10 protein-coding genes are annotated in these 14,876 nt (G+C 76.0%); 6 read left to right on the forward strand and 4 right to left on the reverse strand.

Annotation, left to right across the window (positions count from 1 at the left end; translation table 11 throughout):
- Nucleotides 1-126: 126 nt before the first annotated feature.
- From ACZ7LB_RS06300 to pepN, 3 genes are all read left to right on the forward strand, one after another.
- A complete protein-coding gene (locus tag ACZ7LB_RS06300; RefSeq protein ID WP_471465652.1) occupies nucleotides 127-2,403 on the forward strand; it encodes a TerD family protein in 2,277 nt (758 codons plus the stop codon).
- 129 nt (nucleotides 2,404-2,532) lie between these two features.
- Nucleotides 2,533-3,549, forward strand: coding sequence for an aspartate-semialdehyde dehydrogenase (locus ACZ7LB_RS06305; protein WP_471465653.1), 1,017 nt, complete (start codon nucleotides 2,533-2,535; stop codon nucleotides 3,547-3,549).
- A 228-nt stretch (nucleotides 3,550-3,777) separates the two neighbouring features.
- Nucleotides 3,778-6,354, forward strand: coding sequence for an aminopeptidase N (pepN, locus tag ACZ7LB_RS06310; protein ID WP_471465654.1), 2,577 nt, complete (start codon nucleotides 3,778-3,780; stop codon nucleotides 6,352-6,354).
- 335 nt (nucleotides 6,355-6,689) lie between these two features.
- Here the strand turns inward: pepN and ACZ7LB_RS06315 are convergent, their stop codons facing one another.
- The 3 genes from ACZ7LB_RS06315 to ACZ7LB_RS06325 form a co-directional block, all read right to left on the reverse strand.
- Nucleotides 6,690-6,968: a hypothetical protein gene (locus tag ACZ7LB_RS06315; RefSeq protein WP_471465655.1), complete on the reverse strand. Its 279-nt coding sequence runs from the start codon at nucleotides 6,966-6,968 to the stop codon at nucleotides 6,690-6,692.
- Nucleotides 6,969-7,042: 74 nt separating this feature from the next.
- Nucleotides 7,043-9,811 (reverse strand): 4-alpha-glucanotransferase, encoded by a 2,769-nt coding sequence (malQ, locus tag ACZ7LB_RS06320; RefSeq protein ID WP_471465656.1) that lies wholly within the window; start codon nucleotides 9,809-9,811, stop codon nucleotides 7,043-7,045.
- Between the two features lie 10 nt (nucleotides 9,812-9,821).
- Nucleotides 9,822-10,097, reverse strand: coding sequence for a hypothetical protein (locus ACZ7LB_RS06325; protein WP_471465657.1), 276 nt, complete (start codon nucleotides 10,095-10,097; stop codon nucleotides 9,822-9,824).
- A 435-nt stretch (nucleotides 10,098-10,532) separates the two neighbouring features.
- On the opposite strand from ACZ7LB_RS06325, the gene ACZ7LB_RS06330 reads away from it, so the two are divergent.
- The 3 genes from ACZ7LB_RS06330 to ACZ7LB_RS06340 are packed head-to-tail and all read left to right on the forward strand — an operon-like array spanning nucleotide 10,533 to nucleotide 13,137.
- On the forward strand, nucleotides 10,533-11,066 hold the full coding sequence (locus tag ACZ7LB_RS06330; protein WP_471465658.1) for a PadR family transcriptional regulator: 534 nt from the start codon (nucleotides 10,533-10,535) through the stop codon (nucleotides 11,064-11,066).
- Nucleotides 11,063-11,773 carry an ABC transporter ATP-binding protein gene (locus ACZ7LB_RS06335; RefSeq protein ID WP_471465659.1) on the forward strand — a complete coding sequence of 237 codons (711 nt, stop codon included), beginning with the start codon at nucleotides 11,063-11,065 and terminating at the stop codon, nucleotides 11,771-11,773. Before ACZ7LB_RS06330 ends, ACZ7LB_RS06335 begins: the two co-directional genes overlap by 4 nt.
- Nucleotides 11,770-13,137, forward strand: a complete 1,368-nt coding sequence (locus ACZ7LB_RS06340) for an FtsX-like permease family protein (protein ID WP_471465660.1) — start codon at nucleotides 11,770-11,772, stop codon at nucleotides 13,135-13,137. The genes ACZ7LB_RS06335 and ACZ7LB_RS06340 overlap by 4 nt, the downstream gene beginning before the upstream one ends.
- A gap of 475 nt (nucleotides 13,138-13,612) precedes the next feature.
- Here ACZ7LB_RS06340 and ACZ7LB_RS06345 read toward each other — a convergent pair whose 3' ends face one another.
- Nucleotides 13,613-14,695: a mechanosensitive ion channel family protein gene (locus tag ACZ7LB_RS06345; RefSeq protein ID WP_471465661.1), complete on the reverse strand. Its 1,083-nt coding sequence runs from the start codon at nucleotides 14,693-14,695 to the stop codon at nucleotides 13,613-13,615.
- Between the last annotated feature and the right edge of the window lie 181 nt (nucleotides 14,696-14,876).

Below are 14,876 nucleotides of genomic sequence, written 5' to 3' on the forward strand. Positions count from 1 at the left end.
GTACTCCCCCGGACTCCTCCCCCGGGCGGCGTCGTCGCGCCCCCGGGTCCGCCGGCCGCCCGGCCGGGGAACGCCCGTCACCGAAGATCTTTTCCTCGCGCCCTCCCCACTGTCACCATGTGCCGCATGACGCACATCGCCAAGGGGGCCAACACCCCGGTCCCGGACGCACCCCTGCGGATCGCGGTGGGCCGCAGGCAGGCCCCGGGGACCCCGGCCGTGGACGCCGCCGCGCTGCTGCTCGACGCGAGCGGCACGGTGCGGGGCGACGCCGACATCGTCTTCCACGGCCGGCTCGCGCACCCCTCCGGCGCCGTCCGTCACCTGGGCACCGGCGAGGGCGGCGGGCAGAGCGCCGAGTGGCTGGAGCTGGACCTGCCGGGGACGGAGCCCGCCGTCCAACGGGTGCTGGTCACCGGGTCCTGCGAGGACGGGGTGTTCGGGCAGGTCCCCGGGCTGTACGCGCAGGTGGTGGCGGCCGACGGCACCCTGGTGGCGCACTACGACGTCACGGACGCGTCCAGCGAGACGGCGTTCGTCCTCGGCGAGTTCTACCGGCGCGACGGCCGCTGGCGGTTCCGGGCGGTCGGGCAGGGCTACGACACGGGGCTCGCGGGGCTGGCGAGGGACTTCGGGATGGACGTGGCGGAGCCGGGACCGCCGGCCGCCGGACCGGGGCCCGCCGTACCGCCCGCGCTGGCACCCGCCCCCACCCCCACGCTCGTCTCCGCGCCTCCACCCGCGCCCGCGCCACCGCTGCCCCCGGCGCCGTTCCCGGCGGCGTCCGCGCTGCCGCCCGCTCCGTTCCCGGCGGCGCCGCCCGGGCCCGTACCGGCGGCTTTGGCGGGCGCCGGACCGGTGCCGCTGCCGGGCGTGTCCAAGACGGACGCGGCGACGGCCCCCCTGGCGGCCGCGTCCCCGGCGGTGCCCGCCTTCGGGACACCCGGCCCGGCACCGCTGGGTGACGGGGGCACCGGGGGTCCCCGGCCGGACCACCCGCTCGCGTTCGCGTTCGCGCCGCAGACGCATCACGGCGAGGGCGAGCGCACCATCACCGTGGACCTGCCGTTCCCGCCGGACTCGGGGCCGGTGATCCTGGAGGCGCGGGTCGACGAGTACCCCTACCTGAGGGTGCGGATACCCGGCCGCGACGACGACGTCCTCTGCGCCGACCTGCCCGATCTGCGCGGCCGCGCCCTCCTCGTACCGCCCCGCAGGGGCGGCCCGGTGAAGCTGAGGGTGAGCAACTCCGGGAAGTGGACCCTCACCGTGCTGCCCCTGTCGGCGGCCCTCCCGCTCGGCCCCGGCCGGGCCGAGGGCAGGGGCCCGGAGGTCTTCGCCCACACCGGGGGCGCGGCGAAGCTGAAGGTCCGGGCCTCGGACCGGCACAACGGCATCTTCGGGATGAGCGTCCACCGGGGCGACACCGCCGAGGAGCTGCGGCGCCCCGAGGAACTGGTCCACAGCTGGAACGGCCGCCGGGTCAGGGAGACCGCCGAACTCCCCGCGGGTCCCCTCCTGCTGGCGGTCGGCGCGGGCGCGCACCGCTGGGAGCTGGCCGTCGAGGCCCGGCCCGGACTCGATCCCGCCCGGCAGCGGGAGACCGGCCGCTACGAGGGCCGGGGCGAGAAGACCGTCACCCTGGTCAGCCCCCGGCCGGGCCGCCCGGCGCTGGCCCGCTTCGAGTTCCGGGGCGCTCCCCACAGCTACGGCGTCGAGGTGCGCCCGCTCGACGAGTACGGCGACGAGACCGAGTGGCTCGACACCCACACCCACGGCGTCCGGGGCGCGGGGCTGGTCTTCGGCCAGGGCCTGTCGGAGAAGACCGTGCGGATCACCTACTCGGGCGAGTGGAGCCTGCGGCTGTTCCCCGAGGAGGAGGCGCCGCTGTTCACCGGCTCCTTCGAGGGCAAGGGCACCACCGTGCTGCGCTACCAGGGGCCGCCCACCCTGATGACCCTGCGGCGCACCTCCCGGGGGAAGGAGGGGAAGCTGATCGCCCACGCCTCGAACCACCCCTATGGGAAGTCCGCCGTCATCGCGGACCTCGGCCACCGGCACCGCCCGGCGCTGGGCCCGGTCTGGGTCGACCCCGGCGGCTCCTGCTTCCTCATCGTGAACTGCACCGAGGACGTCAAGTGGCGGCTGGAGTCGGCGCCCTTCACCGAGGCGGTCCCGCTGGGTCGGCGGACCCAGGGCACGGCCTATGGAGTCGTACGTCACACCGGGCCGGACGCGGAGGTGTCCTTCGTCGCCACCGGGGGCATCCAGCACCTCTTCCGGCTCGACGAAAATCTGTTCCCCCGGCACAAGCTGACCGCAACTTCCGGCCCCTACCGCCTGTCGGAAGGGATTTACCACGTCCGGGCGCTGGGCGACTGGTCCATCGAACGGCACGACTGAGCCGCCCGGCCGGGGGCATACCCGTCCATTACCCGGGCAATCGATTGGACACACCGACCGGGATGCCGCGCATGATGGAACCGCCCCGCCCCCCGGCCGGGTACAGGCACGTCGTCATAAGGAGTCGCTGTGAGGGTCGGAATCGTCGGAGCCACCGGTCAGGTCGGCACGGTCATGCGCGGCATCCTCACCGAGCGGGAGTTCCCGGTCACCGAGCTGCGCCTGTTCGCCTCGGCCCGGTCCGCCGGCAAGGAGCTGGACGGCGTCACGGTGGAGGACGCGGCCACCGCCGACTACTCCGGCCTGGACATCGTGCTGTTCTCGGCGGGCGGCGCCACCTCCCGGGCCCTGGCCGAGAAGGTCGCCGCCCAGGGGCCCGTGGTGATCGACAACTCCTCGGCCTGGCGCCGCGACCCCGAGGTTCCCCTGGTGGTGGCCGAGGTGAACCCGCACGCCGTCGCGGACCGCCCCAAGGGCATCATCGCCAACCCGAACTGCACCACGATGGCCGCGATGCCGGTGCTGCGTCCGCTGCACGCCGAGGCGGGCCTGGAGGCCCTGGTCGTCTCCACCTACCAGGCCGTGTCCGGCTCCGGCCTCGCGGGCGTGAACGAGCTGTTCGAGCAGGTGCGCAAGGTCGGCGAGGACGCGCCGAAGCTGACCCACGACGGCTCGGCGGCCGAGTTCCCGGAGCCCGGGACGTACGTGGCGCCGATCGCGTACAACGTGCTGCCGATGGCCGGCTCCATCGTCGACGACGGCCTGCACGAGACGGACGAGGAGCAGAAGCTCCGCCACGAGTCCCGCAAGATCCTGGGCATCCCGGAGCTGAAGGTCTCCGGCACCTGTGTGCGCGTGCCCGTCTTCACCGGCCACTCGCTCCAGATCAACGCCCGCTTCGCCCGCCCGCTCGACGTGGAGCGCGCCCGGGAGCTGCTCGCGGGCGCGCCCGGCGTGGCGCTCACCGAGGTGCCGACCCCGCTCGGGGCGGCCGGCCGGGACCCGTCGTTCGTCGGCCGCATCCGCCGCGACGAGACGGTCGACAACGGCCTCGCCCTGTTCGTCTCCAACGACAACCTGCGCAAGGGCGCGGCCCTGAACACGGTGCAGATCGCGGAGCTGGTGGCGGCCGAGCTCAAGGGCTGAGCACCGCCCGGCCGCTCCGCGCGGCCGGCCGTGACCCCGCGGCCCGGAGGAGGCACCCGCGCCTCCTCCGGGCCGTCGGCGTTCCCCGGGCACCCGGCGTCCCCCGGCCCGCCGGGTGCCCGGCCCGGCCCCCGGCGCCGTCCGGCCCCGTCCGGCCTTTTGGAGATCGCGTTCCGGACAGCTCCCGTGGAAGGATGGCGCGACCACCCATATCGAGGAGATGACCGCGTGCCTGGCACAAACCTGACTCGCGAAGAAGCACGGCGGCGGGCGACCCTGCTGACCGTCGACTCGTACGAGATCGACCTGGATCTCACCGGCGCGCAGGAGGGCGGCACCTACCGGTCCGTGACCACGGTGCGCTTCGACGTCGCGGAGGACGGGGCCGAGTCCTTCATCGATCTGGTCGCGCCCACGGTCCACGAGGTGACCCTGAACGGCGGCGCGCTGGACGCGGGCACGGTGTTCCGGGACTCCCGCATCGCCCTTCCGGGCCTGCTGGCGGGCCGCAACGTGCTCCGGGTCGTCGCGGACTGCGCCTACACCAACACCGGCGAGGGGCTGCACCGGTTCGTCGACCCGGTCGACGACCAGGCGTACCTGTACACCCAGTTCGAGGTGCCGGACGCGCGGCGGGTCTTCGCCAGCTTCGAGCAGCCCGACCTCAAGGCGACCTTCCGGTTCACCGTGACGGCGCCGGAGGGCTGGACGGTCATCTCCAACTCGCCCACCCCCGAGCCCCGGGACAACGTCTGGGCGTTCGAGCCGACCCCGCGCATCTCGTCGTACGTCACGGCCCTGATCGTCGGCCCGTACCACGCCGTGCACGGGGTGTACGAGCGGGACGGCCAGTCGGTGCCGCTCGGCATCTACTGCCGCCCCTCGCTCGCCGAGCACCTCGACGCCGACGCGATCCTCGACGTGACCCGGCAGGGCTTCGACTGGTTCCAGGAGAAGTTCGACTACCCGTACCCCTTCAAGAAGTACGACCAGCTCTTCGTCCCCGAGTTCAACGCGGGCGCGATGGAGAACGCGGGCGCGGTCACCATCCGCGACCAGTACGTGTTCCGTTCGAAGGTGACGGACTCGGCGTACGAGGGCCGGGCCGCGACGATCCTGCACGAGCTGGCCCACATGTGGTTCGGCGACCTGGTCACCATGGAGTGGTGGAACGACCTCTGGCTGAACGAGTCGTTCGCCACCTACGCCGAGGCCGCCTGCCAGGCCGAGGCGCCCGGCTCCAAGTGGCCGCACTCGTGGACGACGTTCGCCAACTCCATGAAGACCTGGGCGTACCGGCAGGACCAGCTCCCGTCCACGCACCCGATCATGGCGGACATCCGCGACCTGGACGACGTGCTCGTCAACTTCGACGGCATCACCTACGCCAAGGGCGCCTCCGTCCTCAAGCAGCTCGTCGCCCACGTCGGCGAGGACGCGTTCTTCCAGGGTGTGCGGGCGTACTTCAAGCGGCACGCGTTCGGCAACACCCGCCTGTCCGACCTGCTGGGCGCGCTGGAGGAGACCTCCGGCCGGGACCTGCGGACCTGGTCGAAGGCGTGGCTGGAGACGGCCGGCATCAACGTCCTGCGCCCGGAGATCGAGACGGACGCCGACGGGGTCATCACCTCCTTCGCCGTCCGCCAGGAGGCGCCCGCGCTGCCCGCCGGGGCCAAGGGCGAGCCGACGCTGCGCCCGCACCGCATCGCCATCGGCGCCTACGACCTCGACGCCGAGGGGCGCCTGGTGCGCGGCGACCGGATCGAGCTGGACGTCGACGGCGAGCTGACGGCCGTGCCGGAGCTGGTGGGCCGGGCCCGCCCGGCGGTGCTGCTGCTCAACGACGACGACCTGTCGTACGCCAAGGTCCGCCTGGACGAGCGGTCGCTCGCGGTGGTCACCGAGCACCTCGGGGACTTCACCGAGTCGCTGCCGCGCGCCCTGTGCTGGGCCTCCGCCTGGGACATGACCCGGGACGGGGAGCTGGCGGCCCGCGACTACCTGTCGCTGGTGCTGTCCGGAATCGGCAAGGAGTCCGACATCGGCGTCGTCCAGTCGCTGCACCGCCAGGTGAAGCTGGCCGTCGACCACTACACCGACCCCGCCGGGCGGGAGGCGCTGCTGACCCGCTGGACGGAGGCCACGCTGGCCCACCTGCGGACCGCCGAGCCGGGCGGCGACCACCAGCTCGCCTGGGCGCGCGCCTTCGCGGCGACGGCCAGGACGCCTGAGCAGCTCGATCTGCTGGAGGCGCTGCTGGACGGGGGCGAGAGCGTCGAGGGCCTGGCCGTCGACACCGAGCTGCGCTGGACGTTCGTGCAGCGGCTCGCGGCGGTGGGCCGCTTCGACGAGGCGGAGATCGCCGCCGAGTACGAGCGGGACCGCACGGCCGCCGGTGAGCGGCACGCCGCCCACGCCCGGGCGGCCCGCCCGTCCGAGGAGGCCAAGGCGGAGGCCTGGGCCTCGGTCGTGGAGTCCGACAAGCTGCCGAACGCCGTGCAGGAGGCGGTGATCGACGGCTTCATGCAGAGCGACCAGCGCGAGCTGCTGGCGCCGTACGCGGAGCGGTACTTCGAGGTGCTCAAGGAGGTCTGGGACGCCCGTTCGCACGAGATCGCCCAGCAGATCGCCGTGGGCCTGTACCCGTCGGAGCAGGTCTCCCGGGAGACCCTGGAGCGCACGGACGCCTGGCTGGTCTCCGCCGGTCCCAACGCGGCGCTGGGCCGCCTGGTCTCCGAGGCCCGATCGGGCGTCGAGCGCGCGCTGAGGGCCCAGGCGGCCGACACGGCCGCCGCGGCGGCCTGACCCCGTCGCGCGGGGTCCGCGGGGGCCGTCCGGCGGTGCGCCGGGCGGCCCCCGCGGCGTTGCCGCCCGGTCCTCGCGGCGCTCCCGCGCACCTCTCGCGGCGTGCTCGGGCAGTCCTCGCGGCGCTCCCGCTCAGTGCGCCCTTGGTCCCCTGACGAAACGCCCCAGGGGCGCCCGGTACGGTGCCGGGCGCCCCTGGGGCGCGTGTCGGGGTGGTGCGGTGGCGCGGTGGTGGAGGGCCGGAGCGGGCCGGGCGCGGGCATGGCGAAGGCGCCGCTCCGCTTCCCGTGGAGGGAGAGCCGGGTGCGGCGCCGTTCACGCGGGCCGGGCGGCCGTCAGGCTCCCGCGCCCGCCTTGGTCTTCGCCTTGCCGGGGGCGATCACCCGGTGCTCCGCCTTGGACCGGTCCAGGACCATCACCAGGGCGGCGATGACCACGAACAGGCCGATCGGGGCCAGCACGTAGAGGCCCAGCGTCTCGACGACGCTCAGACCCTGGCCGGGGTCGTCGCCGTCGTCGCGCGTCAGCGCGAGCGCGGGGGACGTCATGAGCAGCATCATCAGCGTCGTACCGGCTGCCAGGGCGCCGGCGCGCAGGGCGTTCTTCTTGTCCACGGAGCCCAAGTTAGCGAACGGCCGAACGGGGCGCGCGCCCGGGGTGCCGTACGGGGCTCCCCCCGGGGCGCCGCTCAGCCGCCGGAGGGGGTCCGCATCGCGTCGATCAGGGCCCGCAGCCGGGGCGAGTCGGCCAGGTCCTCCAGGGTCACGGGGCGGCCCCGGGCGTCCGCGACGGGCAGGCGCCAGTTGGGGTACTGGTCCCGGGTGCCGGGGAGGTTCTGCGGGCGCCGGTCCCCGACCGCGTCGGGCAGCCAGAGGCCGACCATGCGGGCGGGGGTGCGGAGCAGGAACCGGTGGACGGCCTGGATCTCGGCCTCCTCCGAGGAGACGGCGGTGTCGAGGCCGGGGCCGGGGGCCTCCGGCGGCGGGGCGGCGAGGGTGACGGGGGCACCGGGGGCGCGGGGGAAGGCGGTCCCGGGGGCACGGGGGACATCGGCGGCGCCGGGGGTACGGGGGGTGCCGGCGGTCCCGGGGGCACGGGAGTCCCCGGCCTCGCGACGGGCTTCGGGCCCGTCCGGCACGTCCGGCCCCTCCGGCACGCGGAGGTGCCGGGGCACGCGAGGGACCTCGGGCCCGTGAGGGTGCTCGGTTCCACCGCGCCCGGGAGCCCTGGGCCCGCCCGGGGCAGCCGCATCCTCAGGAATCTCGGTCCCGTAGGGGTGTCCGGCCCCGTACGGGCCATGGGAGCCCTCAGATCCGTAGGGGCGCTCGGGCCCGTAGGGGTGCTCGGGCCCGTAGGGGTGCTCGGGCCCGTAGGGGTGCTCGGGCCCGTAGGAGTCCTCGCTCCCGTAGGGGGCCTCAAGCCCGTAGGGGGCCTCAAGCCCGTAGGGGTGCTCAGGCCCGTAGGGGTGCTCAGGCCCGTAAGGGCTCTCAGGCCCGTAAGGGGCCTCGGGTCCGTCCGGCCCGTGGGGGACCTCGGGCCCGTGGGGACCCTCGGCGCCGTCCGGTCCGGCCGACCCGTCCGGGTGCACCTCCCCCCGAGGGGCGGCGGGGGTGTCGTCCCCCCGCCCGGAGGGGGGCCGCAGCAGGCCCAGGCGGGTGAGCGCGTCCCGCCACTCCGCCGCGTCCGCGTCCGCCTCCGCCCGCTCGACGGCCGCCGGGCGGGTGAGCAGGCCCAGGCGGTCGCGGAGCGCGACGTGCTCGCCGCAGAGCCGGGCGGCGGTGGGCGGCAGATCGTGGGTGGTGGCGGTGGCCAGGCAGTCGGCGCGCCACCGCTCGGGCGGCAGCGGCCGTCCGTCGCCCGCCCAGTCCCGCTCGAACCACAGCACCGAGGTGCCCAGCACCCCGCGCTCGCGCAGCGCCTCGCGCATCCCGGGCCCGACGGTGCCGAGGTCCTCGCCGATGACGACGGCACCGGCCCGGGCCGCCTCCAGCACCAGCACGGCGAGCATCGCCTCGGCGTCGTAGCGGACGTAGGCGCCCTCGGTGGGCGGATGCCCCTCGGGGACCCACCAGAGCCGGAACAGGCCCATGACATGGTCGATGCGCAGCGCCCCCGCGTACCGGAACAGGCCCCGCAGCAGCTCCCGGTAGGGAGCGTAGCCCGCGGCGGCGAGCCGGTCGGGGCGCCAGGGCGGCAGCCCCCAGTCCTGGCCCCGGGCGTTGAAGGCGTCCGGCGGGGCGCCGACGGACATGCCGGCGGCGAAGAACTCCCGCTGGGCCCAGGCGTCGGCACCGCCGGGGTGCACACCGACGGCGAGGTCGTGCACGATCCCCACCGGCATCCCGGCCTCGCGGGCGGCCCGCTGGGCGGCGGTGAGCTGTCCGTCGGTGAGCCAGGCGAGGCGGGCGTGGAGGTCGACCCGGTCGCGCAGGGCGGCGCGGGCCCGCGCGGTCGCCGCCGAGCGGGCGTCGCGCAGCGGCTCGGGCCACCGGTGCCAGTCGGGGCCGTGGACCTCGGCCAGGGCGCACCAGGTGGCATGGTCCTCCAGGGCGCCGCCGCGCTCGGCCCGGTAGTCCGCGAGGGCGGCGCGGCGGCCGGGGCCGAGGGGGACCCGGGCCAGCAGTTCCAGGGCCTCGCGCTTGAGCCGGCCGACGGCGTCCCGGTCGATGAGGGCGCCGCCCGAGAGCACCGCCTCGCGCAGCGAACGGGCCCGCTCCCCGAGGGCGCGCAGCCGGGGGTCGTCGGCGTAGGCGTACTCGGGCACGTCCTCGACGCGCAGGTGCACGGGGTCGGGGAAGCGCCGGGAGGAGGGCCGGTAGGGGGAGGGGTCGGCGGGGGGACCGGGCACGGCCGCGTGCAGGGGGTTGACCTGGACGAACCCCGCGCCGAGGGAGCGTCCGGCCCAGGCGGCGAGTTCCCCGAGGTCGCCGAGGTCGCCCATGCCCCAGGAGCGCCGGGAGAGCAGCGAGTAGAGCTGGACGAGGAGCCCGTAGGACCGCCCGGCGGGGGCGGGCAGCCTGTCGGGGGCGACGATCAGATGGGCCTCGGCGCGGCGTCCGCCGGGGGCGGTGGCGGTGAGCCGGTGCACGCCCGGCGGCAGCTCCGCGGTGCCGTCGAGGGTGCGGCCGTCCTCGGTGTCGACGCGCAGCCGGGTGCCCCCGGGCAGCCCGGTGAGGGCCGCGGGGGTGCCCCGGCCGGCGCGGGCGACCACGGTGGGCGGCAGCAGGCGGGCGGCCCGTTCGGCGCGGGCGGCGGCCAGGGAGGCGCGCACCGCCCCGGGGGTCCCGGCGTCGACGCCGAGGGCGGCCAGGGCGCGGGTGACGGCGGCGGCCGGGGCCGTGACCGTGCGGTCCGGGGAGGCGTGGTGGGAGGTGGCGACGCCGTGCAGGGCGGCGAGCCGGGTCAGGTCCCCGGAGAGTTCCCGGAGGGCGGGTCCGGCCGGCCGGGCGGCGGTCATCCGGTGGCCCCTAGGTTCCGGTGGGTTCCGGCACGGCGAAGGAGGGGCCGCCCTGCTCGGGGACGTCGGCGGTGAGCTCGGGCGAGGACTCGCTGGTCAGCGGCACGGCGTCGGCGAAGGGGGACTCGCTGGTGAGGGGCTCGGTCTCGGGCAGCGGCGGTTCGCTGGTGAGCGGGGCGCCGACACCGGAGCCGGTGGTGCCGAAGACGCGGTAGTGCGGGGTGTCGAAGGCTGTGTCGAAAGCGGCGTCGAAGGCGCTGTCGAGGGCGGCGGAGGGTTCGCTCACGGGCCCGGCCGGTCCGGGGCGTCCGCCGGTCCCGGTGTCCTCCGCCACGGGTTTGGACGGGGCCGGGAGCAGAAGGGGTACCAACGCAGCCACGGGGGCCTCCTCGTGTTTCGGTGCGGGAGCACGCGATCGGGGGTCGGGTCACGGCCGCGCCTACCCAGTCGGCGCGAGGACAGGCCCCCAGGGGCGGGCAAGGTGACCTTGGTCACATCCGGGCCCTGCGATCACTGCCCCGCGCGCGGTCGCGCCGGTCACCGACCCACCCAGGATCACACAAATCGGTCACACTCTCCGCTCGCGGGGACCGCCCGCACCCCCGGAGGGCCCCGGGAGCACCGCCGACCCCCTGTCGGAATCACCGCTTCCGGAACCAGTGGCCCCCGCTCCGGCCTCATCTATTCACTCAGTACATGTACGTGGTGAATACTGATCGCCATGAGTACCCGTCACATCCTGCTGGGGCTGCTCGTCCGGGGGCCGAGCCACGGCTACGACCTGAAGCGCCGCCACGACGAGAACTTCCCCCGGGCCCGCCCCCTGGCCTACGGGCAGGTCTACACGACCCTGCAGCGCCTGGTGCGGGACGGCTTCGCGGAGGTCGACGGCACCGACTCGGACGGCGGCCCGGAGCGCACGGCGTACCGGACGACGGAGGCGGGGGCGAGCGAACTGGCCCGCTGGACCGGGGAGATCGCGCCGCCCGCGCCCCATGTGACGAACGAGATCTTCACCCGGCTCGTCGTCCTGATCCTCACCGGCGGCGACGCGGACGCCCATCTGCGGGCCCAGCGCGCCGCCCACATGGCCCGCATGCGGGAACTCACGGCACTCAAGACGGCCCCGGACACGGATCTGACCACCGTGCTCTCGGCCGACTACGCCCTCAACCACCTGGACGCCGACCTCCGCTGGATGACCACCACGGCGGCCCGGCTCACCACTCTGACCACGGAGGTCCGCTCCCGATGACGAACGGGGACACGGCACTGCCGCTGCTCGCCGCCGACGGCCTGCGCAAGGCGCACGGCACGGCACGGGCGCTGCGCGGCGCCTCGTTGGAGCTGCGCGCGGGCGAGATCCTCGCCCTCACCGGCCCCAGCGGCAGCGGGAAGTCGACGCTGCTGCACTGCCTGGCCGGCATCGTCCGGCCGGACGCGGGCACGGTGACCTACGCCCCGGGCCCCGGGCGGCCGCAGCGGCTGGACCTGCTGCCCGAGAAGCGGCTCAGCGAACTGCGGCGCACCGAGTTCGGGGTGGTCTTCCAGTTCGGGCAGCTCATCCCGGAGCTGACGGTCCGGGACAACGTGGCGCTGCCGCTGATGCTGGCCGGCGCCGGACGGACCGGCGCGCTGGAGCGGGCGGCCGAATGGCTGGAGCGGTTCGGGGTGCGCGGACAGGAGGAGCTGCGGCCGGGCGAGCTGAGCGGCGGCCAGGCCCAGCGGGCGGCACTGGCCCGCGCCCTGGTCACCGGGCCCCGGGTGGTGTTCGCGGACGAGCCGACCGGAGCGCTGGACTCCCTGGCGGGCGAACAGGTCATGACGGCGCTGGCGCGCACCGCCCGCGAGTCGGGCACCGCGGTGCTGCTGGTCACGCACGACGCCCAGGTCGCCGCGTACGCGGACCGCGAGATCCGGCTGCGGGACGGAGCGGTGACCCCGCAGGAGGTGACCGCGTGAGCGCGCGCCGCCCCACGCCGCTGTCGGACGCCCGGCTGGCCCGGCACCTGCTGCGCGGATCGGACCGCCGGGAGTGGACACGGCTCCTGCTCACCGCCGTCGGCACGGCGGCCGCCACGGGCTTCGCGCTGGCCGCCGCCGTGCTGGCGGCGGTGCCCGAAGGCCGTTCCGTCTCCCGCTTCCACGGGCTGGTGAGCGAGTCCGGCACCCGGTACGGGGTGATCGCCGGGCTGCTGCTGTCGCTGGTGCCGGTGCTGGCCTTCCTCGGGCAGTGCGCGCGGATCGGCGCAGCGCACCGCGACCGGCGGCTGGCCACGCTGCGGCTGGCCGGGGCGACGCCCTGGCAGGTGCGGCGGATCGCGGCCCTGGAGACCGCGCCGGCCTGCCTCGCGGGCTCGGCGGTCGCCACCGTCTTCTGCGCCCTGCTGGTGGCGAGGTCGTGGCCCGCGCCGTCCGCCCGGGTCTGGGCGGGCATGGCCCTGGTCGCCGTCGCCGTGCCGGCGCTGGGCGCCGCGGCGGCGGCGCTGGCGCTGCGCCGGGTGGTGACCTCCCCGCTGGGCCGGGTGCGGCGGTCGCGGCCGGAGGAGGGGCGCCGGCCGGGGTGGGCGGTCCTGGGCACGCTGGTCCTGCTGACCGCGGCGGCCGCGTGGGGCACGGGCTCCGCCCGGGGCGCCCAGGGCGGGCTCCCGTGGCTGCCGGCGCTGACGGCGTTCCTGGCGGTCGTCGCGCTCGGCGCGGGGGCGGTGTGGCTGTCCGGGGCCGCGTCCCGGCTGCTCGGCCGGCTGGTCGCCGGGCGGGCCCGGTCGGCGGCGGTCCTGCTCGCGGCGGAGCGGCTGCGCGACGACCCGTGGGCCGCGGCCCGCGCCCACGCGGCCGTGTTCCTGGTGACGGCCTCCTCGACGATGTTCCTGTGCGTGCGGCACTCCATGCTCGACTGGCTGCACCGGGGCGAGGTGACCGCCGCGTCCCCGGCCTTCTACACCACCGGCCTGAACCTGACCGGGACCGCGCTCCTGGTCGCGCTCGCCATCGCCCTGTCCGGCCTCGCCGTGGGCACCGCGGAGTCGCTCACCGGCCGCCGCCGCGCCCTGGCCGCCCAGGTCGCCTCCGGGGTGCCGCGCTCCGTCCTGAACCGCGCCCTGCTCCTGGAGACCGCGCTGCCGCTGGCCCCGGCCATCCTGCTGGCCTGGGGCGGCGGACTGATCGCCGGTCTCGTCTACGGCAGCGTCGCGGACAGCCCCGGGCTGCCGTGGAGCGCCCTGCTGGTCGCCCCCGCCTTCTACGGGACCTGCCTGCTGGCCTCGGCGACGGCCCTGCCCCTGCTGGGACGGGCGGTGCGGCCGGGGGAGCTGCGGTACGCGTAGCGACCGCCGTGACCGCCGCCCGAACCGTGCGTGCGGGGGGGCCGCGACCCGGCCGGGACGGGGGCGGGCCACGACGCGGCGGGCTCACGGGGCTCCGAGCGGCCTGCCGGAGGCGCCCCGCGGGGGACGGGGGACACCCGTCCTGGACGGGTGGAACGGCGGACGGGGAGCCCGGGACAGAGCCCTGGGGAGAGCCGCCGAACGGGGCCCCGCCGGGCACGGGGCCGACGGGGTCCGGCCGTTCGGGGCGGCGGACGGGGGAGCCATGGACCGGGGACCCGGACGGGACGCCGCGCGAGGCGCCGGGGCCGTGCCGTGGGCGGGGGCAGCGGGCGGGGGCCCGGGCGAGGCGGCGGAGAGCCGCCCCCCGCGGGGCACCGGGGCGGGGGTAGGGGCCCGGACGAGCGGGTCGGTGGGCGGGGAGCCCGGGGCGGGTCCCGGGCGCGGGGCCGGAGCCGTGGCCCGGCCCGTCGGCCTACTTGGCGATGTTGGGCGGCGGGATCGGCGCCGCGGCCATCGACTGCGGCGACACCGCGCTCGCGTACGCCGACGGGGCCGCTACGCCCGCCGCCGGGTCGGGGGCGGGCAGGTCCTCCACCGGGACGGCGCCGCCGACGATCGCGATGCCGGCCGCGTCGAAGGCCCGCTTGATCCGCCAGCGCAGCTCGCGCTCGACGGTGACGGCCTTGCCGGGCATGGTCCTGGCGGAGACCCGGACCACCATGGAGTCCAGCAGCACCGAGTCCAGGCCGAGCACCTCGACGGGGCTCCAGAGCATCTCGTTCCAGGGCTCCTCCTTGGCCATCCGCGCGGCGACCCCGTCCAGCACCTCCTCGACCCGGTCCAGGTCCTCGTCCGCGCGCACGGTCACGTCCACCCCGGCCGTGGACCAGCCCTGGGAGAGGTTGCCGATCCGCTTGACCTCGCCGTTGCGGACGTACCAGATCTCGCCGTTGTCGCCGCGCAGCTTGGTGACCCGCAGCCCGACCTCGATGACCTCGCCGGAGGCGACGCCCGCGTCGACGGTGTCGCCGACGCCGTACTGGTCCTCCAGGATCATGAAGACGCCCGAGAGGAAGTCCGTCACCAGATTGCGGGCGCCGAAGCCGATCGCGACACCCGCGACACCGGCGGACGCCAGCAGCGGGGCGAGATTGATCTCGAAGGTGCCGAGGACCATCAGGGCACCCGTGCCCAGGATCAGGAAGCTGGCCACCGAGCGCAGCACCGACCCGATCGCCTGGGAGCGCTGGCGCCGCCGCTCGACGTTGACCAGCAGCCCGCCCAGGGCGGTGCCGTCCACCGCCTGGACGGTGCGGTTCATCCGGTCTATCAGCTTGGTGATCGCGCGTCGCACCACCGCCCGCAGCACGGCCGCGATCACCACGATGAGGGTGACCCGCAGTCCGATCGCGAGCCAGGTCGACCAGTTCTCCTCGACCCAGCTCGCGGCGTTGGTGGCGTGCTCCTGGGCGTCCTGGAGCGTGGGCACCACCGGGGCCGTCGGGGCCGGTGACGGCGACGGGCCGGTGGCCGTCGGGGCGGCGGACAGGAACACGGCGGATACCTCCAGTACGGCGGCCGTCCCCTCGTGCGCGGGCGGTCCGGCGTCGGGCGGGAGTCATCGAAAGGGCGGCCCCACCACACTAACGGGGCACGGTTCCCGCCCCGGCCCGCCGCCCGGCCGAAGGGCCGCGCCGCCCGGCGCCGGGACGGGCCGGGGCCCTCGGGGCGCCCGC

This window comes from Streptomyces sp. NPDC107521, from assembly GCF_055598485.1.